General features: G+C 62.9%; 19 protein-coding genes and 1 pseudogene. 8 read left to right on the top strand and 12 right to left on the bottom strand.

Features of this window, described 5'->3' with window-relative positions:
- Positions 1-14 precede the first annotated feature (14 nt).
- From AB5Y53_RS13495 to AB5Y53_RS13510, 4 genes and pseudogenes are all read right to left on the bottom strand, one after another.
- Complete coding sequence (locus tag AB5Y53_RS13495) at positions 15-872, bottom strand: alpha/beta hydrolase (RefSeq protein ID WP_010673433.1); 858 nt, start codon at positions 870-872, stop codon at positions 15-17.
- 72 nt (positions 873-944) lie between these two features.
- On the bottom strand, positions 945-1,526 hold the full coding sequence (locus AB5Y53_RS13500; protein ID WP_052814342.1) for a TetR/AcrR family transcriptional regulator: 582 nt from the start codon (positions 1,524-1,526) through the stop codon (positions 945-947).
- Between the two features lie 159 nt (positions 1,527-1,685).
- Positions 1,686-1,793: pseudogene (locus AB5Y53_RS13505) on the bottom strand (DNA-binding response regulator); the annotation flags it as partial.
- 7 nt (positions 1,794-1,800) lie between these two features.
- A complete protein-coding gene (locus AB5Y53_RS13510; protein ID WP_010673435.1) occupies positions 1,801-2,445 on the bottom strand; it encodes a response regulator transcription factor in 645 nt (214 codons plus the stop codon).
- Positions 2,446-2,603: 158 nt separating this feature from the next.
- Between AB5Y53_RS13510 and AB5Y53_RS13515 the strand changes: the two genes are divergently transcribed.
- A complete protein-coding gene (locus AB5Y53_RS13515; RefSeq protein ID WP_010673436.1) occupies positions 2,604-3,230 on the top strand; it encodes a glutathione S-transferase in 627 nt (208 codons plus the stop codon).
- A gap of 63 nt (positions 3,231-3,293) precedes the next feature.
- On the opposite strand, the gene AB5Y53_RS13520 is transcribed toward AB5Y53_RS13515, so the two are convergent.
- The 5 genes from AB5Y53_RS13520 to AB5Y53_RS13540 form a co-directional block, all read right to left on the bottom strand.
- Entirely contained in the window at positions 3,294-5,417 is a 2,124-nt protein-coding gene (locus tag AB5Y53_RS13520) for an alpha-amylase (protein ID WP_139700599.1), read from the bottom strand.
- Between the two features lie 207 nt (positions 5,418-5,624).
- Positions 5,625-6,791 (bottom strand): membrane protein, encoded by a 1,167-nt coding sequence (locus tag AB5Y53_RS13525; protein ID WP_029313951.1) that lies wholly within the window; start codon positions 6,789-6,791, stop codon positions 5,625-5,627.
- A complete protein-coding gene (locus AB5Y53_RS13530; protein ID WP_010673439.1) occupies positions 6,791-7,162 on the bottom strand; it encodes a GtrA family protein in 372 nt (123 codons plus the stop codon). The genes AB5Y53_RS13525 and AB5Y53_RS13530 overlap by 1 nt, the downstream gene beginning before the upstream one ends.
- A complete protein-coding gene (locus AB5Y53_RS13535; RefSeq protein WP_041214702.1) occupies positions 7,159-8,217 on the bottom strand; it encodes a glycosyltransferase family 2 protein in 1,059 nt (352 codons plus the stop codon). The genes AB5Y53_RS13530 and AB5Y53_RS13535 overlap by 4 nt, the downstream gene beginning before the upstream one ends.
- Positions 8,218-8,274: 57 nt before the next feature.
- Positions 8,275-8,820 (bottom strand): hypothetical protein, encoded by a 546-nt coding sequence (locus tag AB5Y53_RS13540; protein WP_368182282.1) that lies wholly within the window; start codon positions 8,818-8,820, stop codon positions 8,275-8,277.
- Between the two features lie 309 nt (positions 8,821-9,129).
- Here AB5Y53_RS13540 and AB5Y53_RS13545 point away from each other — a divergent pair, with 309 nt between their 5' ends.
- From AB5Y53_RS13545 to AB5Y53_RS13560, 4 genes are all read left to right on the top strand, one after another.
- A complete protein-coding gene (locus AB5Y53_RS13545; RefSeq protein WP_069651724.1) occupies positions 9,130-9,897 on the top strand; it encodes an ABC transporter substrate-binding protein in 768 nt (255 codons plus the stop codon).
- A gap of 91 nt (positions 9,898-9,988) precedes the next feature.
- Positions 9,989-11,470 carry a murein L,D-transpeptidase gene (locus tag AB5Y53_RS13550; RefSeq protein ID WP_213320415.1) on the top strand — a complete coding sequence of 494 codons (1,482 nt, stop codon included), beginning with the start codon at positions 9,989-9,991 and terminating at the stop codon, positions 11,468-11,470.
- A 148-nt stretch (positions 11,471-11,618) separates the two neighbouring features.
- Positions 11,619-12,164 carry a DUF882 domain-containing protein gene (locus AB5Y53_RS13555; RefSeq protein WP_039039271.1) on the top strand — a complete coding sequence of 182 codons (546 nt, stop codon included), beginning with the start codon at positions 11,619-11,621 and terminating at the stop codon, positions 12,162-12,164.
- 103 nt (positions 12,165-12,267) lie between these two features.
- A complete protein-coding gene (locus AB5Y53_RS13560) occupies positions 12,268-12,519 on the top strand; it encodes a hypothetical protein (RefSeq protein ID WP_010673445.1) in 252 nt (83 codons plus the stop codon).
- 94 nt (positions 12,520-12,613) lie between these two features.
- On the opposite strand, the gene AB5Y53_RS13565 is transcribed toward AB5Y53_RS13560, so the two are convergent.
- Positions 12,614-13,228: a trimeric intracellular cation channel family protein gene (locus tag AB5Y53_RS13565; protein WP_010673446.1), complete on the bottom strand. Its 615-nt coding sequence runs from the start codon at positions 13,226-13,228 to the stop codon at positions 12,614-12,616.
- A 119-nt stretch (positions 13,229-13,347) separates the two neighbouring features.
- Complete coding sequence (gene cysZ, locus AB5Y53_RS13570) at positions 13,348-14,127, bottom strand: sulfate transporter CysZ (RefSeq protein WP_302098142.1); 780 nt, start codon at positions 14,125-14,127, stop codon at positions 13,348-13,350.
- 110 nt (positions 14,128-14,237) lie between these two features.
- Here cysZ and AB5Y53_RS13575 point away from each other — a divergent pair, with 110 nt between their 5' ends.
- The 3 genes from AB5Y53_RS13575 to ligA all read left to right on the top strand — a co-directional run bounded on the left by AB5Y53_RS13575 (position 14,238) and on the right by ligA (position 20,864).
- On the top strand, positions 14,238-17,612 hold the full coding sequence (locus AB5Y53_RS13575) for an AAA family ATPase (protein ID WP_368182284.1): 3,375 nt from the start codon (positions 14,238-14,240) through the stop codon (positions 17,610-17,612).
- Positions 17,613-17,627: 15 nt separating this feature from the next.
- Positions 17,628-18,758 carry a cell division protein ZipA gene (gene zipA, locus AB5Y53_RS13580; protein ID WP_042864248.1) on the top strand — a complete coding sequence of 377 codons (1,131 nt, stop codon included), beginning with the start codon at positions 17,628-17,630 and terminating at the stop codon, positions 18,756-18,758.
- Positions 18,759-18,857: 99 nt separating this feature from the next.
- Positions 18,858-20,864: an NAD-dependent DNA ligase LigA gene (gene ligA, locus AB5Y53_RS13585; RefSeq protein WP_368182286.1), complete on the top strand. Its 2,007-nt coding sequence runs from the start codon at positions 18,858-18,860 to the stop codon at positions 20,862-20,864.
- Between the two features lie 57 nt (positions 20,865-20,921).
- Here ligA and AB5Y53_RS13590 read toward each other — a convergent pair whose 3' ends face one another.
- Entirely contained in the window at positions 20,922-21,890 is a 969-nt protein-coding gene (locus AB5Y53_RS13590) for an ABC transporter substrate-binding protein (RefSeq protein ID WP_368182287.1), read from the bottom strand.
- Positions 21,891-21,972: the final 82 nt, after the last annotated feature.

Genomic DNA, 21,972 nt, shown 5'->3' on the forward strand with positions numbered 1-21,972 from the left:
GGCCCGTTTCATTTTCAGTTTGCCAAGGGTGTCTGGCTCAGTTGATCGAAGGCGGCGAAGGCAGGAGGGCTTGCCAGAATACGGCCATGGCCGAGCCCCCGGGTGCTGACCAGTCGGGTTCTGCCATCCTGGGCCGCGCGCAGGGAGTCCCGGTGGGGGGCGAAGCGGTCTTCCTCATCGTGAACGATGAGGGCGGCGCCGCTGCGCCGGGCGAGCCGGCCAAGGGGGTCAACCGTGCTGAGCGGGTGCTGGTATTCGTGTTCTATCTCCTTGACCACCGCATCGAACAGCCGGATGGAGTAGCCGGAGCGCGCCACCATGCCGTAGAGCTGGGGCACGTAGTCGAGTACCGGGGAGATGAGCAGCAGCGGCAGCGCATCGATTGCCGGGTGACGGCTGCTGAGGGTGACGGCGCCCCCCATGCTGTGGGTGATGACGCCCTGGACGGGGCCGACCCGCTCGAGGATCTCGTCGAAAGCGCGCACGAAGCGGGGCAGGTGACCCCTGTTCCCTTCGCTCCGGCCGTGGGCGGGGTGATCGTAGGCGAGGGCCGTATAGCCCTGGGCGGCGATGTGGCTCATCAACGGATAGAACTGGCTGGCACTGCCTGACCAGCCGTGCATCAACAGCCAGACCGGCCCCTGCCCGAGCCGGTAGCTCATCAGGGTCCCTTCACTGGTGTGGATGGCCTGCTCGACCAGGCCGGTCGGGGCTGCGACGCCCCGGGTCGCCCGCTGCGGGGTGAGCAGCAGCTTGCTGGCGGTGCGCTTGGCGTGGGTGGGCGCGAGCACGTGATGCAGGCGGGTGCCGAGGCCCAGCAGCAACTTGCTCGGGCTGAAGCGGCGTGTGTTGAAGTAGATCTTGCTGCTCATGGTCATCCTGTGTCTTTTGTGTGCGAACGATCGTGCTTTTTTGCGAGTTTTTAAAAAGAAGAGCCCGTCGGGTCAGCGCCAGCTGGTCAGCAATTGTTCCACCTCGGGCCAGAAGTGGCGGGCCGGATCCTCGCTGAGCGCCAGGGCATGGAACACCTGATCCCCGAGATAGAGGCCATAGAGGCGATAGACGGCGCGCCAGGGATCGAGATCGCTGCGCCACTCCCCGCTGGCTTGCCCCTGCACTACCTGGCGTGCCAGGTAGTCGAGCCAGAAACGGACCAGCTCGCGTGCCGCCTGCTGGACCTCACCCTCCTGGGCGGAGGTCCAGGCATCGAGGAACATGCAGCGGCCGGCAAAACTCTGGTTCCAGGCCAGCCAGGCCTGCAACAGGGCGAGCAGTTTCTCCTGCTGGGTGGCGTGTCCCTGTTGGCGCACCGGCTGGATCACCCGCTCCCGAAATACCTCGGCGGAATGGGTGAGCACGGCGATTTGGAGGTTGTCGCGGGACTGGAAGTGGGCGAACAGACCGCTTTTTGACATCTCGCAGGCCGTTGCGAGGGAGCCTATGGTGAGGCTCTCAAGCCCCTGCTGGCTCGCCTGCTCGAATGCAGTCTGCAAAATGGTGTCGCGGGTCAGACGTCCCTTGCTCATCCGGCTCTCCTCTCTCTGGGCTGGCAGCATAAAGTACGACCGTGCTAATTGTCGAGCCGCAAATGGTGCAGGGAGGCCGTTTCCGGCTGCCGCGGGGGGCCAGAGAGTCTTCTGGGAGGCGGGTGTGGCTGGCTTGTTACGAGCCAGCCGGGGACGAGCTCAGTCGTCCTTGATGCCCATTTGCTGCAGGGCGATGACCGCCTGGGTGCGGTTCTTGACCCCGAGTTTGCGGAAAGAAGGCGGAGTGATATGGGCTCTGATGGTGGCAAGGGGCTCAACTGTCCTTGATATCCATCTGCTGGAGGGCGATGACCGCCTGGGTGCGGTTCTTGACCCCGAGTTTGCGGAAAATCGCGGTGATATGGGCCTTGATGGTCGCCTCGGAGACGTTGAGCTCCCAGGCGATCTGTTTGTTGAGGCTGCCATCCCGCAACATGATGAGCACCTTGTATTGCTGGGGGGTGAGGCTGGCCAGCTTGGTGGCGAAATCGGGGCCTTCGCTGGGCTCGGGATGGAGGGAGATCCCCTCGGGCACCCAGTTGTCCCCCCCGATCACCGTATTGAGGGCGCTGACCAGCTCTTTCATGGGGACGGATTTGGGAATGAAGCCGAGCGCGCCCAGGCGCAGCACCTGCTGGATGATGGCGGGATCCTCGGAGGCCGAGACCACGACGATGGGGAGATCCGGGTGATGTCCGCGCAGATAGGCCAGCCCCTCGAAGCCGTTGGCCCCCGGCATCTTGAGATCCAGCAGCAGCAGGTCGACGTCGGGATGTTCATCGAGCAGGTGGCTCAGGCTGTCGATGGAGTCAGCCTCCAGCAATCTGGCGTCGTCGATGGCCATGTGCACCGCTTGATAGAGGGCGCCCCGAAACAGGGGGTGGTCATCTGCGATGACGATGGTAAATTGGCTGTCCATAGCTCACATTGTTGCTAACTGATTGTTTTGAAAAATCAAACTAGCACTGCTACCCAAGTGGGTCAAACCCGCCAGTACGCAAATGTGAGGTGGTCATCGGATGTCGTGCCACGGGGCCGGCGGGATGGCCAGTAAACTACCCATGCAGGAGGCAATCGATGGGATCCCTGGTTTTGACGGTGGGCACGGGCTCCACCTGGGCAATGAGAACGGCGCTGGTGCTGGCCATGAGCGGGCTCAAGTGGCAGGAGCAGGTCTTCGATCTGGAAGATGCCAAGGAGCTGCAACGGCTCAAGCGCACGGCCCCCGCCGGCCTGGTGCCCTGGCTCGACGACGGTGAGCTGCGTATTCACGACTCTCTGGCCATCGCCGAATATCTCCACGAGTGCTGCCCGGAGCGTCACCTTTATCCGGTGGACAAGGCCGAACGGGCCCTGGCCCGCAGCCTGTGCGCCGAGCTGCACGCCGGTTTTCGTCAGATCCGCACCCTGCTGCCCTTCTTCCTGGGGGCGCCCACCCAGAGTGAACCGCCGGTGGAGGTCATCGACGAGCTGGCCCGGTTGCAGACCCTCTGGTCCCAGGCGCGGGGGCCCTTCTATTTCGACGAGGCGAGCATTCTGGATGCCTTCTATGCGGTGATGGCCTATCGGCTAGCAAGCTATGGCATTTCGCTGCCCGGTCAGGCTGGCGCCTATCAGCAGGCCTTGCTGGCCTGGCCCCTGTGGCAGGAAACCCTGCTCAGGGCGAGGTTGCAGTGGCCAAAGGCGGCCCGCCAGTCTGATTGATGCGGGCGTCGGCAAGACAAAAAAGGGGAGCCATCGGCTCCCCTTTTTATTCAGGCCAGGTGGCTATTTCTGCCGACCCGCGAAGACCACGACCACTTTGTCTTCTCCTTTCTCCCGCACGAAGCCGTAGGGGGCATCGGAAATCTTCTTGTGGCTGCCCGCCGCGATGGCAGGGTGGGCGGCACGGAACTGGCCGAGCCGTTGCCAGTGCTTGACCAGCTCCGCCTTCTCGCCACTCGCCAGCTCCTGCCAGTTCATGTCCGAGCGCACGCTCTGATCGAACACGCCCCCATCCTTGGCCAGTCCCCGGCCGGACTCGTCGCCATAGTAGATCTGGATGCCCCCCGGCAGCAGCATGAAGCTGTTGGCCACCCGCCGTTGCAGCGCCACGTCCTGGTAGTCGCCGAAGAAGAGCTTGGTGTCGTGGGAGCTGATGTAGCTCAGCACGTTGAACTCGGGATCCTGGTTGATGCGGCTGGCGTAGCTCGCATAGGTGGGCTCTGCCCCCGCCATGCACTGGGCCTGGGGCAGGGCGAATTCACGCTGGTAGTCGAAGTTGATCAGGGAATCGAAGCCGTGCTGGTACCAGAAGTCCTTGGCGACCCCGTGATCCCACACCTCGCCCACCATGTAGAAGGGAAGGTCATCGAGGGCCTTGCCAGGGTTGGCGGCCTTCCACTCCTTGAGCGCGTCGGTGCCCGCCTGCTTGAGCCTGGCCCAGACCGCGGGCTCCAGGTGCTTGACGGTGTCGGCACGGAAGCCGTCGATGCCGAAGCGGCGCACCCAGTCGGTGTGCCAGGCAATGAGGTAATCGCTCACGGTGGCGTTGGGCAGGGCTTTGGCCCTGGTGTCTTTTTTGGCAGCGAGCAGCGGTGGCAGCCCCACCGATCTGGTGGATTCGGTCAGGAAGTCCGGCAGTCCCGCCACCGAGCCGGTGACGTCGTCGGTGCCGGGTTGTGGGTAGCCGGGCAGGCCGGCCCGCACCCAGTCAGGGCCCCACCACTTGTCCCAGTGGGATGACTGGTAGTCGATGAACTGGTTGTAGCCATGCCAGTTGAGGCCGCCGCTCGGGCGCCATTCATTCCAGCGACTCGGCAGCTTGCCGGTGTTCTGGGTGAGATCGGTGAGCCCCAGATCCTGCAAGTCGGCGAGGGTGGCATAGCCTGCGTGGTTCATCACCACGTCGAGGATGATCCGCATGCCGCGCTTGTGGGCCTCGTCCACCAGGGTTTTCAGGCTCTCTTCGTCGCCGTAGTTGGGGTCGATTTTGGTGAAGTCGAGCGCCCAGTAGCCGTGGTAGGCGTAGAAGGGGAAGTTCCCCTGTTCGCCACCGCCGATGAAGCCGTGGACCTGTTCCACCATGGGGGTGATCCAGATGGCGTTGATGCCGAGTTGCTTGATGTAGTCGAGCTTCTCGGTCAGCCCCTTGAAGTCACCGCCATGCCAGGTGGCTACTTCGTCCTGACCATCCTTCTGACGACCGAAGCTGTGATCATTGGCAGGATCGCCGTTGTGGAAGCGGTCGGTCAGCAGAAAATAGACGCTCGCCTGATCCCAGCTGAAGGGAGCAGGCTTGGCGGCCTTGACCGGCTCGAGCAGCAGCAGGCCGCCGCTCTCCTTGCTCGGTGTCAGGGTGATCTTGCCGCCCTTGACCACGGCTTCCTGTCCCGAGTAGGCATCCCGCAACCGGGTGCCGTCGGGCCAGACTCCCTTGAGTGATGTCGTGACCGGGCCGCCATCCCAGCTGATACAGGGCTCTTCCGGGGGCTGGCGTTTGAACTCGCTCTTTTTGGTTGCCCGCAACACCTTGAGGCTGGGGGTATCGGGGTTGAAGGTGAACTCGTAGTCCCCCGCCAGCATCACCCTCAGATTGAAGTCTGTCCCCTTGCTGCACTTGTCCATGGGCTGGGCGGTGCCGAAGGGAAGGGGCTTGGCCTCGGTTGGCCCGAAGCTGGTGCCGCAGCTGTTGCCCGCATCGCTGATGCGGATCTGGTGGCTCCCCTTGTCCAGTCTGTGGGTCAGGGTGACGGTGCCCTTGTCCAGCGTCAGCGCCTCGGCCACCGGTTTGCCATCCACATGGAGATAGACCTCGGGGGCGGCCATCGCCTGACTGATGAACAGCGGTGTGGCGAGCACGGCCAGCCACAGGGGTGATGGGCGAAGAGCGGGGCGCGAAGAGAGACGCATAAGCCATTCCTTGAGCAGAGTGTGAGGAGCAGGGTCCGTTGAGGCACTCATTCTAGGGCGCGCTGGGACAGGCTTGGACCGGTAAAATACCGATTTGTGACGTCAGTTCAAATGGTTACGTTTTCAAGAATGGAAAAGTGTGAACCGGGTGTCGCGGCCATGAAAAAAGCCGGTCAGTTGACCGGCTTGTAGGCATTCGGGGTGGCGTCACACGGTGAAGAACTTGAAGTTGACGAAGGCCACCGCGATGAAGGAGGCAACCATGCCGCTGATGCAGAGCACCGCAGGGCGGATGGCAGGCCAGCGATGGGCCAGCAGCACGATGGCCAGCAGGGTCGGATAGAGGCCGAACATGTAGCGGGGCATGGCGTTGAGGCCGGTCATCAGGGGGATGGTGCAGCAGATGAACATCAGGGTCGCTTCGGCCCAGCGTTTCTGGCTGAACAGGTAGCCATTCAGGCACCAGCCGAAGATCACCATGATGGAGAGATAGGCCTTGCGCCCCCCCAGCTCGAAGCCGCTCAGCCACCAGTCCAGGGGGCTGTCCATATAGCGGCCCCAGGCCACCTGGATGTGCTTGAAGGCCAGGGCATCCCCGGTGAGGTGATAGAGATAGACCATGTAGGAGAAGAGGCCGAGGGGAATGAGCCAGAGGGTGAACACCACCTTGAAGGCCCGCTCGGTGAAGCGGAAGAACTCGCGCCAGCCGTAGGCCTGCAGGGCCAGGATCAGCACCGGGAACACCATCATCACCCCCAGGTTGCGGGTGGCGGAGATGAAGATGCCGAGGAAGGCGACCATGAGCCACTGTTCGCGGTAGGCGAACAGGAACATTCCCAGCATCAAGGCCATGAACATGGGCTCGGTATAGCCGGAGACGAAATAGGCGGAGAAGGGGGAGAAGGCCAGCAGCCAGACCCCGAAGCGGGCGGTGTCGTCCCCCAGCTTGAGCTGGCGCAGCACCAGCAGCATCAGGGGCAGGCTGATGAAGAAGGCGATGTTGGCCACCAGCATCAGACCGATGAGGCTCTCCATGTCAAACAGGCTGGAGAGACCGCCGGCCAGCATGGGATAGAGGGGCATGAAGGCCCAGTTCGCCGCATTGCCCTTGCTCAGCCAGCGTGGATAGAGGTCGTAGCCATTCTCGATGATGCGCTGGAACCAGACGCAGTCGAACTGGCAGTAGGCTTGCAGCGGCCCGATGTCGGTGGCGCCATAGAGCTGGACGCCGAAATAGCCCATGCCATAGAGCGCCACCCGGCTCAGTACGAAGGCGGCGACGATCATCAGCCAGTCGCGGCCGCTGATGCGCAGTGACGGGCGATAGGGGAGTGCAGCCCCGGTTGACGGGGCGGTATTGGTCATATCATTCATCAGGCAAAAACCCAGATACGGGAGAGAACGTAGGTGAGCACGGTGACGGTCAGGGTAGCGATCACCACCGGCAACAGGCCGGAGAGACCGGCAAACAGCAAACCGCTCAGGATGAGATTACGCACCGCCAGCGAGAAGAGGGCAACCAGCAGGAACTTGCTGGCGGCACCTTGTTTCTGGAAGGTGATGTAGCGATGGCCGAAGAACGAGAACCAGAACGCCACGGCAAAGGCCAGGGTCGTGACCAGGTGCTCGGAGATGGCCGGCCAGGTATGAAACAGGGCGATGGAGGTACCCAGATCGACGAGGGTGGCCCCCCCGCCGACAAAACCGAAGCGAACCAGCCGCCAGAATTCCTCGCGGGAGATCATTGAGACGCCTGCTCCTGCTGATCATCAGCGGCTTTCGCGGCGGCCTTCTTGCCAGCGCCCTTCTTGCTGGTGGTGGGCACTTCCTGCTTCTGCTCTTCATCCTGCTTGGCGTACTGGCCGTAGACCCCTTCGATGAGGTAGACGGGGCGCTGTTTCACCTCGACGAACATGCGGCCGATGTACTCGCCGATGATGCCCAGCGACAGCAGCTGGATGCCGCCGAGGAACAGCATGACCGACATCAGGGAGGCGTAACCGGGCACGTCGATGCCGAAGAAGAGCACCTGGGTGATGATCTTGAGGATATAGAGGAAGGCGATGAAGGAGACACCGACCCCGATGTAGCTCCACACCCGCAGCGGCCAGCTGGAGAAGCTCATCAGGCCGTCAAGGGCGAAGTTCCACAGCTTCCAGTAGTTGAACTTGGTTTCGCCGGCATGGCGGGCCGGGCGCTCGTAGGGAACGCCGACGGCGCGAAAACCGGCCCAGGCGAACAGCCCCTTCATGAAGCGGTTGCGCTCCGGCAACTGCTTGATGGCCTCGACCACCTTGCGATCGATGAGGCGGAAGTCACCGGCGTTCTCCGGCAGCTTGGTGCTGGTGGAGAGGGCGTTGAAGAAGCGGTAGAAGCCACCGGCGGTCAGGCGTTTCATCGGGGTGTCGGCGCTGCGATCCACCCGGATGCCGTAGACGGTGTCATAGTCGCCGGTCTGCCACAGCTTGACGAACTCCAGAATGAGAGAGGGGGGATCCTGCAGGTCCACGTCCATGGGGACGATGGCGTCGCCCTTGGCCTGGTGCAGGCCTGCGGTCATGGCCGCTTCCTTGCCGAAGTTGCGGGCCAGGTTGACCAGGGTCACACGGGGATCCCGGGCGATGGCCTGCTCGACCACCTCACGGGTGCGGTCACGGCTGCCATCGTTGACGAACACGATTTCAAGTTGGTCTTTGAGCGGGGCCAGTTCGGTATCTATCGCGCTGATGAAGGCGTCTATGCTCTCTTCCTCGTTGTAAACGGGAACGACCAGAGAGAGTCGAAAATCGGCACGGGACATGGGAACTTCCTTATTGAAAGAATTATTTTACGGAACAGATACTTGGGGCATTCCGCTTCACTGAGCCACGGTCAGTCGCACGGACTGGACGTTGAGCGGTGTCGGGGCGGAGAGCGCCAGGAAGTTGGGACGCTTGGGATCGGCGGTCAGGGAGTCGCCCGGCAGGCTGAGACGGATCTCGTTGATGCCCGCCTTGGCCAGCTTGACCGTGGTGGTGAAATCATGGCCCAGCGCCACCTTGAGCAGGGCGCCAGCCTGGGGGCTGTTGATCCTGGCCTGGATGGTGAGCTGCCCCGGCTGGGCCTGCTGCTTGGGCAGCACGAAATAGAGACCGCCCTGACCGCTCAGCTCGGTGCCTTGCTCGCTGGGCTTCTTGGCCCAGCCTTCGCTTGAGAGGAAGCGGCTCGGCTTGGTCAGGTTGAGTTCGTTGCCGGGCTGGTAGGTCATGCTGGAGTTGTGCTCCCAGAAACGGGTCTTGCCTTCCAGGTAATAGAGCTTGTAAGCCAGGCTCACGTTGGGGTGAGCGGCCAGATAGAGGGTATAAAGGTAGAAACCGCTCAGTGCCAGGATGGCAGCCAGAAAACCGAACTTTTTGTAGGTCATATTACTCACTCGACGCCCGACAGATTGATAGGCAGATTTCGCGCATATGCTAATCCAATTGCAAAAAAAGCATAGTGGATCACAAAAATATATTTGCTCACATATTAACCCTCAATCACCCTGCTTACCAAGGGGCTTTGGGGTCGTTTGCTTCCTCTTCTTGATTGTGGCTTTTTCGGCGCCAACCTGTCTGCCGCCACCTGGGGCGCATCAGGCAAACGGCTGATATTGTGCTTTGTTGTGGCAGGATCTGTCGCCATTTCACCCGGGCAGAATTAAGATGGCCTGTCCCGTCGTCAAGGATGACCCATGAGACTCTTCTCTCTCTGTGTGCTCTGCTGTCTGCCCCTCCAACCGTTGTGGGCGCAATCGTTCTGCTCCTCCCCCCTTCGCGTCGGTTTCGATGACTGGCCCCCATACCACTATTACCAGCAAGAGGGCGCACGTCGGGAACTGCGTGGATTTGCGGTCGACTACCTCAATGCCGTGTCGAATCGGCTGGGGTGTCGTCTGGTCTATGTGGAGCGTCCCTGGAAGCGGGGGTTGCACGATCTTGAGCGGGGTCGGCTGGACATCGTGATGGAGGCGTATTTTGCTGATGAGAGGGCGCGTTATGCCTGGTTCTCCATCCCCTACAACCCGGGCCGGACATCGCTCTGGGTACGCAAATCCGGTACCGGTGAGGAGTCGGATCTGGCGAGCTGGCTGGCCCACGGGCATCGCCTCGGTGTGACCAGGGACTACTATTACGGCCCGGAAATCACCAAGGTTCTGCAGCGATACCGCAACCAGGTGAGCGAGGTCAACGATGTGCAAAACTATCGCAAGCTGCTGCTTGGGCGGATAGACGGTTTTCTCGGGGATAGTCTGGCCACGCCCTGGGGTCTGAAGAGAGAGGGGCTGTCGGATGCGGTCGTCCCCCACACCATGGCGATCCATGAGACGCCCACCTTTTTCATGTTGAGCAAGAAGACCCTGTCCGGGGAATTCGTAGCGCGGTTCAACGAGGCGATAGTGGCCGTCGGTGACAGCGGGGAGCAGGAACTCATCTGGCGTCGTTACACCTCCGTCCGCTAGCAAAGTCGCCAGCATTCACGCATCATGGGGTCCTGACCGTCGCGCCTGACAGGCCGAAATGAACCGATTTGAGGCAAGCGTGGTAAGAAGCATGGGTAAGAAGTATTGGTTGGCATTGGCGAATCTCATCTGGCTGGGCTGCTGGCCGGCCAGCATGGTTCATGCCAGCACGGAACAGGCGGTAGTGGCCAGTCCAAGCATTCAGCATGACTGGTATCAGAACGAGGTGGCCGAGCAGGCTCGTCATGAGCTTGAACAGCAGTTGCAGGAAGCGGTGTTGGCCCAGCTGCATCCGGATTTCTACCGCCTCTGGCAGCAGTTGCAAAAGACCCCGGCGGATCGGCGCGGTGCCCTCTACGATGAGGCCTTTGGCAAGCTGGCCCGGTTCCAGCAGGCCTGGCGAGGGATGGATCTGGTCGCGCGCGAACAGATGCAGACCCTCAAGCTGGATCTGAACCGTCCCCTGGCCCATGCCCCCCAGGGAGACAATCTGCTGGAGCAGGTCAGGCAACTCAGGCCACAAGTGGCGGAATACGACGCCGTGCGCGAAGAAGTGCGCAAGCTGCTGGCCATGCCCATGGCCAAGCACTGGCCCACTCTCTCCATGCCGACCCTGCGGGCCGGGGAGAGCTCGACCGAGCTCGGCCAGATCCGCTCCATCCTGAACGAACTGGGGGACAGTGCCCCGACTCACCAGGACAGCCTCTACGATCCCGAGACCGAACAGGCCATCAAGCAGTTCCAGCGCCGCCACGGCCTGACCGCCGACGGCATCATAGGCCGGCAGACCCGCAGCTGGCTCAATACCGGGCCCGAGGTGCGCGCCAGCCTGCTGCTGCGCAACCTGTGGCGACGTGACCTGGTGGATCACCTTGCCGGTCGCTATGTGCTGGTCAACATTCCGGACTACCGCCTGAGCGTGGTGGAGTCTGGCAGCGAGGTCTTCACCAGTCGGGTCATCGTCGGTAAGGAGCAGCGGGCCACCCCCATCCTCGCCAGCGAGATCCGCTCCATCGTGCTGAACCCGGCCTGGCACGTGCCGCGCTCCATCCTGAGCAAGGACATTCTGCCCAAGCTCGGGCGCGATCCTGCCTACCTGGATCGCGAACAGTTCGAGGTGATCGACGGCGAGGGCAATCCGGTGCAGTTCAGCGAAGATGGCTGGCACCATGCGCTGGCCTCCGGTTTCCCTTACCGGTTGCGGCAAAAGCCGGGGGATCACAATGCCCTGGGTCGCTACAAGTTCTATCTGCCCAACAACGATGCCATCTATCTCCACTCCACCCCGCGCAAGGCGCTGTTCGAGCAGGGGGCCCGTGCCTTCAGCTCGGGTTGCATCCGGGTGGAACACGCCGACGATCTGGCGGAGCTGCTGCTGGCGGACTCCCGCTATCAGCCGGACAAGGTGGCCAGCATCCTGAAAGAGACCCAGACCAAGTGGCTGCCCCTGAGCAACCCTATCCCGGTGTTTACCGTCTACTGGAGCAGCTGGATTGATGAAGAGGGACGTCAGCAACTGCGCAACGATATCTACGGATTCGACAGAGTCAGCTATCAAAGCCGCTTGCTGTGATCCTCGCCACAGAGTGAAAAGCCCGGCCCGTGCCGGGCTTTTTCATGGATGAATGGGGTTTGACAGCGCTTTTTCTGGCAGGTAGTTTCGGCCCTTGTATCAAATTCATTCACCTGTGTGACTTCACCATGAGATGGACGGACAACGGATGCTGGGACAAGAGATAAGCCGACGCCGTCTGCTGCTGGGGGCGGGTTGCCTGATGGGGACCAGCCTGCTGTCGTTCCCTGCGCTGGCGAGCCGCAGCACTTCGGGACGGGAACTGAGTTTCTTCAACCTCAATACCGGCGAGCGGGTACGCGCCAGTTATTGGGAAGATGGCCACTATCTGAGTGACGGGCTGGCGGAGCTCAACCATATTTTCCGTGACTACCGTCGCAACGAAGTGTTCAACATCGACAGAAAGCTGTTTGATCAGCTCTTTCTGCTGCAACACAAGTTGGGACGCCACGGCGAAATCCAGCTCATCTCGGGTTATCGCTCCCCGGCCACCAATCAGCAGAAGCGGCGCAAGAGTCGCGGCGTCGCCAAGCACAGCTACCACACCCTGGGGCAGGCGGTTGACGTGCGCATCCCCGGCGTGCAGCTGGCGCACCTGCGCAAGGCCGCCCTGAACCTCAAGGTGGGCGGTGTGGGTTATTACCCTTCTGACAACTTCGTGCACCTGGACACGGGCCCCGTTCGTAGCTGGTGAGTCGGGATCGTCTCAAGAGTTGAGTGCCGATTGTGTCTTTTTGCCGCTGGCATTGAGGGGGACCAAGCTGCTAGGCTCTGGACTCCAGCCAGAGGAGAGAAAGATGAAGCAGATTGTGATCGGGGGGCTCATCGCCCTGTTGTTGACTGGTTGCGGCAAGCTCAACCGCGAGAGCTACGACAAGCTGAAAGTCGGGATGAGCTATGCCGAAGCGAGTGCCATCCTCGGCAAGGCCGAGCGTTGCGACGATGCTCTCGGCACCACGAGCTGTGTCTGGGGAGGGGAAGGCAAGAACATCAAGGTGCGTTTCATCGCCGACAAGGCGACCTTCTTCAGCTCGGAAGGGATCAACTGACCCTTTCCTCTCTTGCCGATGCCCAACAAAAAAGCGCCGTATGGCGCTTTTTTGTTGCTCGTTATCCGTGCGATATGGCCAGGAACTGGCGCGTTCAATGGGTGGCGTACTGATAGTTGAAGGTGGGCAGTCCCCATTTGAAGCGTACCGCCAGGAGCCGTAGCACGAAGCCGATGCCGATGGCACCGAAAGCGGCCCAGTCGTTGGGCAGCCCATGGTGCAGCGCAAAGCAGTAGAGCGCTGCGGTGATCAGCGAGACGGCAGCATAGAGCTCGCGCTTGAACACCAGCGGGATGCGCTGGCACAGCAAGTCCCGCAGTACCCCCCCGAACACGCCGGTCACCACGGCCATGATGCAGGCGATGCCGGCCCCGTGGCCCATCTCGAGCGCCCGGGCAGCCCCGAAGATGGAGAAGACCACGAGCCCCAGGGCATCGAGCGCCAGGAACAGCTTGCCAAGGTAGCGCATCAGCGGGGCCGAGATGACCCCGGCCATGGCGGCGCCCGCCACCAGCAGCACGTATTCGGGGTGCTCGACCCAGAGCAGGGGATAGTGGCCCAGCAGCACATCCCGAATGGTACCGCCACCAATGGCCGTCGCCGAGGCGATGATCACGACGCCAAACAGATCCATCCGTCGCCGACCCGCTGCCAGCGCGCCAGTCATCCCTTCGGCCACCAGGCCGAGCAAGAAGAGTGCATGTAACATGAGATATCCCAGGGTGCGAGAAAGGCCCGCATCCTAACAACCCTGCGCTGGGGCGACAAGCTATCTTAGTTATGCATTAGATTAAGTAATGAAAAGGGGGCTTTCGCCCCCTCTTTTGATCATGATGACGCGGTTCTGCGTCCAAGTTGCTCGCTGCGGTATTGGTCTACCCACATGGCGGTGGCGCCACAGATGGCCACCGGCATCACGAAGAGATTCACCACCGGGATGGCGGAGAAGAGGGTCACCAGGGCGCCGAAGCTCAGACACTTTCCACGACGTTGCTTGAGGGCGTCGCGCATGGTGATAAAGCCGATCTTGTGGTTGTCGAACGGATAATCGACATACTGGATCGCCATCATCCAGGCGCTGAGCAGGAACCAGAGCACGGGTGCCAGGGTCTGGCCCACTACCGGGATCAGGAAGAGGATCAGGCAGCCGATGGCCTTGGGCAGATAGTATTTCAGCTTGGTCCATTCGCGGCCGAAAGTACGGGGCACATCTTTCACCACATCCAGCATGCCGGTGTCATTCATGGCTTCACCGGTGAGGATCTGTTCCACCTTCTCTGCCAGCAGGCCGTTGAAAGGGGCCGCTATCCAGTTGGCCACCGAACTGAAGATGAAGGAGAAGACCACCAGTATGGTGATGAGGGCGATGGGCCAGAGCAGGTAATCAAGCCAGGAGAGCCAGCTCGGGATCTGCTGGTGCAGCCAGGCGAACAGGCCGTCCAGTTGTAGCAACAGGGCGTAGAAGGCACCGGCAAAGAGCACGAAGTTGACCAGCAGGGGGATCAGCACGAAGGTGCGGATGCCGGGTTGGCGGATGAGCGAGAAGCCGCGCAGGAAGTAGTCTGCACCGCTGACCGAATCTTTGACCATGTGGGGTGATTGGCTCATGTGAGCTCCATCAGTGAATGGGGAAAGTGCCAGCATATTACAAACAAGCCTTTGATTTGGTAAAGTCGCCTGCCCGCCTCCTCTTTATTTCGTTACCCACATAGGCCGCCATGCGTCTGAAATTGATCAAACTCGCCGGTTTCAAGTCGTTTGTCGAGCCGACCCGCATCGAACTCAACGCCGACATGACCGCCGTGGTGGGCCCCAACGGCTGCGGCAAATCCAACGTCATCGACGCCGTGCGCTGGGTGCTGGGGGAGAGCTCCGCCCGCCATCTGCGCGGCGAGAACATGACCGACGTCATCTTCAACGGCTCCATCAACCGCAGCGCCCATGGCCGCGCCTCGGTGGAGCTGGTGTTCGACAATCCCCACAACCGGGTACCCGGCGAGTTCGGCCGCTTTACCGAGATCTCGGTGCGCCGCGAAGTGCTGCGCGACGGTTCCAATCACTACCAGATCAACGGCCAGAAGTGCCGCCGCAAGGATGTGACCGACCTCTTCCTCGGCACCGGCCTTGGGCCCCGCAGTTACGCCATCATCGAACAGGGCACCGTCAGCCGACTGGTGGAGTCCCGCCCCGCCGATCTCAAGCTGTTCATGGAAGAGGCCGCCGGGGTCTCCCGCTACAAGGAGCGGCGCCGGGAGACCGAGCAGCGCATCCGCCATACCCAGGAGAACCTGGAACGCCTTGGCGACATCCGCGGCGAACTGGGCTCACGCCTCGAGCACCTCAAGGCCCAGGCCGAGACCGCCGAGCGCTACAAGCAGCTCAAGAGTCGCAGTCGCGCGGCCCGCAGCGAACTGATCGGCTCGGAACTGTGGGCGCTGGAGACGCGTCTTGGCGAAGCCAAGACCGAACTGGCCCAGACTGAACAGGCGCTGGCGGCCCTCGATGCCAAGCGCACCGCAGACGAAGGACGCCACGTCACTCTGTCGGTGGCCCGCCAGGAGGCGCAGGCCGAGCAGGCGAGCCGCCAGCAGCAGATTTTCCTCGGCGGGCAAGCCATCGCCCGCCTCGAGCAGCAGCAATTGCACCAGAGCGAGCTTGGCCGCGACTGGCAGGCGAGGCGGCAAGCCCTCGGCGAGCGTATCGAGGGGCTCAAGGCCCAGCTGGCCGGCCAGCTAGAGCAACTGGGCGAGAGCACGTTGCAGGGGGAGGTAGCGTCGGCGCGCCTCGAGCAGTGTGAGCAGTTGCTTACCGACCAGCAGAGCGTGCGTGCGGTAGCGGGCGATCGGCTCGAGCAGACGCGTCAGCGCCAGCAGCAGTGGCAGCAGCAGCTGGGCCAGTTGCAGGGGCGGCTCAACCAGACCCGCGCCGAGGTGAACGGCCTGCAGGAGCTGCAGGCCAAGACCCGGCTTGCCCGCCTCAAGCTGGAAGACGAACAGGCCGGGCCCCTTGGTGGAGAGGGGGAGAACCTGCAACCGGCGCTCGATGCGCTGGCGGCGGAACTCTCGCTCTCCCGCGCCCGCCATGAGGAAGCCGATGCGGCGTGGCAGGCCGGTGTGTCGCGCCATGAAGCACTCAAGGCAGAGCAGGGTCGCCAGCAGGGCCTGCTGCGCGAGCTGGAGGCGCGCCTCGCCACCCTGGATCAGATCCTGGGGGAGCAGATGGCGGGCGCCACCCTGGCGGATCGGTTGCAGGTTCCCCCTGAGTGGGCCCGGGGGCTGGACAAGGTGCTCGGCCGCTGGCTCACCGCAATCCCGGCGGACGAGTGCAACCTGGCGCAACCCGGACTCTGGATTGGCCCGGCCCAGCCAGCCAGGGCCGGTACCCTGGCGGCGCAACTGGGGGGCGAGCACATTCCGGCTTTCCTCAACGCCATCTGGCTGGCAGAGAGCAGGGAGGAGGCGCTGTCCCGCCTGCACAGCCTCTCTGCCGGTGAGTCGCTGCTCACTCCCGCCGGTGACTGGTTCGGCCCCAACTGGGCGGATCTGGGGGAGGGCATGGCCCTCGGTACGCTGGCGCTGCTCGGTGAGCGTGAACGGCTGCACACCGAGCTGGCCGCGGGTCGGGAGGCGCTGCACAGACTCGATGAGCAGCTTGTCGCCGCCGATGCAGCGCGGGCCCAGCTGCACAGCGTCCATGAGCTGGCTCAGCGCACCCTGCGCGAGCAGGAGCTGCGGTGGCAGCAACTGCGCGAAGCCTGGAGTCTGCGCGAGGGGCAGCGCCAGGAGCGCTTGCAGCGCCTGGGCCAGCTGGGGGAAGAGCTGGCCCGGCTCGACAAGGAGCAGGCTGAGGAGGCGCAGCGGCTGGCGTCGGCCGGGGAGCGGCTTGAGCAGGATGAAGCGGCCCTTGGCGAGCTGCAGGAGCAGGGGGAGGTACTCGCCGAGGCGCTGCTGCTCGCCCAGGAGCAGGTGAGCGGGGCGGAGCGGGCGCTGGAAGAGGTGCGCCTTCGCCGGGAGCAGCAGCAGGCGGCCTGCCAGCGGTTGCAACTGGAGCAGCAGAACCAGCGCCAGCTCATCACGCTGCGCGAGCAGGAGCTGGCCCGTCTCGGCCTGGAGCTGGCGGAACTCAAGGAGCCAGGGGCCGCTCCGAGTCAGGATCTGTCGCCCCTGCTGGTCGAACAGCGCAATCTTGAGGCGCAGCAACTGGCCTGTCACCAGCGGCTCGCGGAGCTGGATCGTCAGCTGACCGAGCTGGAGCAGGCCAGAAGCGCCGATCACAAGCAGCTGGTGAAAATTCAGGAGAAGCTGGCGACCCTGCTGCTCGAGCGCGAGCGCAACCTGACGCGCAGGCAGGGACTGCACGAGCAGTTCGAAGAGCTGGGCGTGCGCCTGGTGGACCTCGATCAGGCGGTGCTGATTGCCGCTGATCGCGGCAAGCTGCGCCAGGAGATCCAGACGCTGGAGGCGCAGGTGGAGGCGCTTGGCGCCATCAACCTGGCGGCACTGGAGGAGTATGAGGAGGCGAAAACCCGTTCAAGCTACCTGGAAAATCAGTGCCAGGATCTGGAGCAGGCCCTCGACACCTTGAGCCAAGCCATTAAAAGAATTGATAAAGAAACACAAATACGCTTCCGCGACACTTTCGATAAGGTCAATGAAGATTTAAAATCCCTGTTCCCAAAAGTGTTCGGGGGGGGCAGTGCCTGGCTTGAGCTGACCTCGGATGATCTTTTGGAGGCCGGAGTGAGCATCATGGCAAGACCTCCGGGCAAGAAGAATGCTACCATTGCCCTGCTTTCCGGGGGGGAGAAGGCGCTAACCGCCCTTGCGCTGGTTTTTGCCATCTTCAGACTCAATCCAGCACCATTTTGTCTGCTGGATGAGGTGGATGCACCGCTCGATGAAGTGAACGTCGGTCGCTTCTGTTCTCTTGTCAAAGAGATGTCGAGCACAGTACAGTTCGTTTACATCAGTCATAATAAGGTCTCCATGGAGATGGCCGAGCAGCTGGTTGGCGTCACGATGCAAGAGCCCGGGGTTTCGCGCATAGTGTCGGTCGATATCGGTGAAGCCGTCGCTTTGGCTGAGCAAAACTAGAAAGAGAAGCAGCTAATGCAGGAATTGCGTTACATCTTGGTTGCCCTGGGCGGTATTGCCATCGCGGCATTGCTCATTCACGGGTTGTGGAGCAACAGAAAGAATCGTCAGGCACCGATCAAGGAGAAACCCCTGGGTCGGATGGAATCCAAGTCCCGTGAGCGTGACAATGACGCCTTCGACAGCGATGGCATCGGTCAGGTGCGTGTGGTGAGCGGTGGCCGTCGTGCCGAGCCCAAACTGCGCAGCGACGAGGCCCGTCAGCCCGAACCCCGCCGTGTCGCCCCCGTTCCCGCCTTCGATGATGAAGATGACGACGCCGATCTGCCGCCTCCCGTGGTGCGCAAGCCTGCCGCTCGCCCTGTCCCCCCTCAGCCTGTGTATGAGGAAGAAGAGGACTATGAAGAGCCGGTTGCCGCCCCTGTTGAAGAGGCCCCTGCCGCGCCGGTGCGCAAACCTGCACAGGTGATCCGCCGTACGCCGGTACACCGTTCCCGTCCGCAGCGCGAGCCCATGATGCAGCCGCTGGACGAAGAGCCGCTGGTGGAGCCGGCCTATGCCCAGGCGCCGACCTTCGGTGCACGCGAGCCGGCACCGGTTGCCCAGCAGGCTCCCCGCTACGCCCAGCCGGCTTATGAAGAGCCCGCTTACGATGACGAGCCAGCCTATGAAGAGCCGGTTCACGCAGCCGAGCCAGAACCAGCTCCGGCCCCGGTCGAGAAGATCTGGCAGGATGTCTATGTCATCAACCTGATGGCCCGTCCCGGCCACGATCTGCAAGGTGCGACTCTGCTCTCTTCCCTGCTGGCGCTGGGCTTCAAGTTTGGCGAGATGGACATCTTCCACCGTCACGAAGATCTGGGCGGCAAGGGGGAGGTGCTCTTCTCCATGATCAACATGGTCAAGCCGGGTACCTTCAACCCCTATCGCATGGAGCAGTTCAGCACCCCGGGTGTGTCCCTCTTCATGCAACTGCCCCTTCGCAGCAATGCCGCCTTCGCCTTCGAGCACATGTTGCAGGCTGCGGATCAGCTGGCGAGCGATCTCGATGCCATGCTGACCGATGCCTCGCGCAGTCCCCTCAGCGACGACGACATCGCCCGCTACCGTCACGAGCTGGCGGCCTACGAGGCCAGCCGCGACTGATGCGCCATGGGGCTTGAACAATGAAAAGTGCGGTACCCCGGTGCCGCATTTTTGTTTCTGCCCCAGACTGAATGTTCCATCACACTTCGAGACTTTTTCATGAGCGATATCCTCTCCCGCCACCGTCAACTGTGTGAGCTGCTGACCGAGTACGGCCATCAGTACTATGTGCTGGACAACCCCACGGTGCCGGACGCTGAATACGATCGCCTGATGCGCGAGCTGATCGCGCTGGAGGCCGAGCATCTCGAGCTGAAAACCCCGGCCTCGCCGAGCGTGCGGGTGGGGGGCCAGCCGCTGACCGCCTTCAAGCAGGTACGCCACGAGATCCCCATGCTGAGTCTGGACAACGTCTTCAGCAGCGAGGAGTTGCAGGCGTTCGAGCAACGCATGAGTGATCGCCTCAAGCGGGAGGTGACTTTCACCTTCTGTTGCGAACCCAAGCTCGACGGTCTGGCGGTGAGCCTGCTCTACGTGGATGGCCAGCTGGTACAGGCCGCCACTCGCGGGGACGGCACCACGGGGGAGGAGATCACCGAGAACGTGCGCACCATCAAGGCCATTCCCCTGACCCTGCGCGGCCAGGGGTGGCCGGCGCGGCTGGAGGTGCGTGGGGAGGTCTTCATGCCCAAGGCGGGGTTCGAGGCGATGAACCGCGATGCGCTGGCGGCGGGGGAGAAGGTGTTCGTCAACCCGCGCAACGCCGCTGCCGGCAGCCTGCGCCAGCTCGATTCACGCATCACCGCCAGCCGCCCCCTCAGCTTCTATGCCTACGGCGTGGGAGTCGGTGGCGACGAGCTGGGGAACTCCCACTTCGCTCGCCTCAATCAGCTCAAGGCCTGGGGTCTGCCGCTCAGCCCCGAGGTGAAGCTGAAAGAGGGTGCCGCCGGCTGCCAGGCGTTTCACGACGACATTCTGGCGCGCCGTAGCGAGCTCCCCTACGAGATCGACGGCGTGGTCTACAAGGTGGACGACATAGCACTGCAACAGGAGCTCGGTTTCGTTGCCCGTGCGCCGCGCTGGGCCACCGCCCACAAGTTCCCGGCAGAAGAGGAGATGACCCTGCTGGAGAATGTTGAGTTCCAGGTGGGCCGCACCGGTGCCATCACCCCGGTGGCCAAGCTCAAGCCGGTGTTTGTCGGCGGCGTCACCGTTTCTAACGCCACTTTGCACAATGCGGACGAGATCGCGCGCCTTGGCGTCATGATCGGCGACACCGTGATCGTGCGCCGTGCCGGGGACGTGATCCCCCAGGTCGTGGCTGTGGTGGAGGCGCAGCGCCCGGCGGATGCCCGCGCGATCCTCTTCCCGACCGAGTGCCCGGTGTGCGGCTCGGCGGTGGAGCGGCTGGAAGGGGAGGCCGTGGCCCGCTGTTCCGGCGGTCTCTTCTGCGAGGCCCAGCGGGCGGCCGCCATCAAGCACTTCGCAGCGCGTCGCGCCATGGATGTGGATGGCCTTGGCGACAAGATAGTGGAGCAACTGGTGGACAAGGGGCTGGTGAAGACCCCGGCGGACCTGTTCAGCCTCAATGCCATCCAGCTGGCCGGTCTCGAGCGGATGGGGCAAAAATCGGCCCTCAACCTGGTGGCCGCCATCGATGCCGCCCGCAGCACCACCCTGCCCCGCTTCCTGTTTGCCCTGGGGATCCGCGAAGTAGGGGAGGCGACCGCCTTGAACCTCGCCAACCACTTCCTCACCCTGGATGCCCTGCGCGCCGCCTCGGTGGAGCAGTTGCTGGAAGTGGCTGACGTGGGAGACATAGTGGCCAAGCACGTCTACTACTTCCTGCGCCAGCCCCACAACATCGAAGTGCTCGACGCCCTGCTGGCCGCCGGTATCCACTGGCCGGCCATCGAGAAGAAAGAGACAAGCGATCAGCCCTTTGCCGGCAAGACCTTCGTGCTGACCGGCACCCTCACCGCCTTGTCCCGCAACGACGCCAAGGCGGCGCTGCAGGCCCTGGGGGCCAAGGTGGCGGGCTCCGTGTCGGCCAAGACCGACGTGCTGGTGGCGGGGGAGGCGGCAGGCTCCAAGCTCGCCAAGGCCCAGGAGCTGGGGATCACCATCTGGACCGAAGCTGAGTTGCAGGCGGCCATTCAGCCCTGAGGATGCACGTTTGAGCAGACAAACCCGGCCCACTGGCCGGGTTTGTCGTTGGTGGGCTCACTCGATGTAGCTCACCTTGTCCTGCCAGGCATCGGGAGCCGTCAGGTACCAGCGTGCCAGTTCGCTCTTGCTGAACAGATATTCCCCGCGGGATGCGGCGCGGGGGGAGAGGGCGCCGGGCGCCGTGCCCGAGAGGATGGCATTGGCCAGTTCGGCGGCTCTCTCTCCCTGACTGTGGCCGTCGAGCACCAGGCCGCCGATGGCGGCTCCCCTGCCCACCGCAAAGGCCCAGAAGCAGAACAGTGGCACCGGGCTGTTGGCGCTGGTCCATGCCAGCACTTGCTGCTCGCTCACATGCTGGCCCTGCGCGTCGGTGAGGGTGTGGTAGAGGCCGAGGAAGAGCGCCTGATAGCCATTTTCCCGGCTGGCGAGCACTGCCTCCTGCCAGCGTCCGTAGTCGGTGAACTGGCGGCTGCTGACCCGGGTCTGGCCGATCGTCAGCTCGCCTCGCCCCTTAAACTCGTGGGCGACGGCGGTGCGGGACACCTCGCTTTCGTCAAACAGCACCAAGGCGCGCTCCAGTCCTCCCATCAACTGACTCATCTCGCTGATGCTGCGCTTGAGCAGAGGGCGTTCCAGTACGCCGGTGATCAGGGGGTGGCCGACCAGCCCCTTGGGGCGCGGATTCTCGTTCATCCCGAGAAACACCACGGGCGTTCCCCGGGCGGCGATGGGTCGGGCGAGGGCGTTGATGGCGTTGTCATCCCCCAGGATCACCAGCGCCGGCTGGTGGGTCCGGTAGGCGGCCATTCCCTTGGCGAGCAGTTCGTCACGGGTCTGGCCGGGCTGGCGCTTGGTGTCCAGATAGAGATAGCCGAGGTGATGCGCCTGCTTGAGGTGTTTCTCGAGGCCGGCACTGTAGCTTTGATCCCACTGGTTGCTCTGGTGATAGCTGCTGATCACCAGGATCTCGGCGGCCAGCAGCGGGAGGGAGAGGAGGGAGAGCAGGAGCAAGACCTTGGTCACGTGTGTTTTCCGCAAGGGACAGACTGTTCCCCAGTATGTGCTCTCCCGCTCTCTGGCGCCTCGGTCAATTGTTGTCGGAAGG

The organism is Aeromonas sp. R7-5, from assembly GCF_040908015.1.
Lineage (GTDB): Bacteria > Pseudomonadota > Gammaproteobacteria > Enterobacterales > Aeromonadaceae > Aeromonas > Aeromonas caviae.

Bases quoted from the DNA above. Each gene is read 5' to 3' on its own strand.
- AB5Y53_RS13560 (WP_010673445.1), top strand. From the start codon at position 12,268: ATGAAGCAGATTGTGATCGGGGGGCTCATCGCCCTGTTGTTGACTGGT.
- AB5Y53_RS13550 (WP_213320415.1), top strand. From the start codon at position 9,989: ATGGGTAAGAAGTATTGGTTGGCATTGGCGAATCTCATCTGGCTGGGC.
- ligA (WP_368182286.1), top strand. From the start codon at position 18,858: ATGAGCGATATCCTCTCCCGCCACCGTCAACTGTGTGAGCTGCTGACC.
- AB5Y53_RS13515 (WP_010673436.1), top strand. From the start codon at position 2,604: ATGGGATCCCTGGTTTTGACGGTGGGCACGGGCTCCACCTGGGCAATG.
- zipA (WP_042864248.1), top strand. From the start codon at position 17,628: ATGCAGGAATTGCGTTACATCTTGGTTGCCCTGGGCGGTATTGCCATC.
- AB5Y53_RS13500 (WP_052814342.1), bottom strand. From the start codon at position 1,526: ATGAGCAAGGGACGTCTGACCCGCGACACCATTTTGCAGACTGCATTC.
- AB5Y53_RS13545 (WP_069651724.1), top strand. From the start codon at position 9,130: ATGAGACTCTTCTCTCTCTGTGTGCTCTGCTGTCTGCCCCTCCAACCG.
- AB5Y53_RS13510 (WP_010673435.1), bottom strand. From the start codon at position 2,445: ATGGACAGCCAATTTACCATCGTCATCGCAGATGACCACCCCCTGTTT.
- AB5Y53_RS13495 (WP_010673433.1), bottom strand. From the start codon at position 872: ATGAGCAGCAAGATCTACTTCAACACACGCCGCTTCAGCCCGAGCAAG.
- cysZ (WP_302098142.1), bottom strand. From the start codon at position 14,127: ATGAGCCAATCACCCCACATGGTCAAAGATTCGGTCAGCGGTGCAGAC.
- AB5Y53_RS13530 (WP_010673439.1), bottom strand. From the start codon at position 7,162: ATGATCTCCCGCGAGGAATTCTGGCGGCTGGTTCGCTTCGGTTTTGTC.
- AB5Y53_RS13520 (WP_139700599.1), bottom strand. From the start codon at position 5,417: ATGCGTCTCTCTTCGCGCCCCGCTCTTCGCCCATCACCCCTGTGGCTG.
- AB5Y53_RS13535 (WP_041214702.1), bottom strand. From the start codon at position 8,217: ATGTCCCGTGCCGATTTTCGACTCTCTCTGGTCGTTCCCGTTTACAAC.
- AB5Y53_RS13565 (WP_010673446.1), bottom strand. From the start codon at position 13,228: ATGTTACATGCACTCTTCTTGCTCGGCCTGGTGGCCGAAGGGATGACT.
- AB5Y53_RS13575 (WP_368182284.1), top strand. From the start codon at position 14,238: ATGCGTCTGAAATTGATCAAACTCGCCGGTTTCAAGTCGTTTGTCGAG.
- AB5Y53_RS13540 (WP_368182282.1), bottom strand. From the start codon at position 8,820: ATGACCTACAAAAAGTTCGGTTTTCTGGCTGCCATCCTGGCACTGAGC.
- AB5Y53_RS13555 (WP_039039271.1), top strand. From the start codon at position 11,619: ATGCTGGGACAAGAGATAAGCCGACGCCGTCTGCTGCTGGGGGCGGGT.
- AB5Y53_RS13525 (WP_029313951.1), bottom strand. From the start codon at position 6,791: ATGAATGATATGACCAATACCGCCCCGTCAACCGGGGCTGCACTCCCC.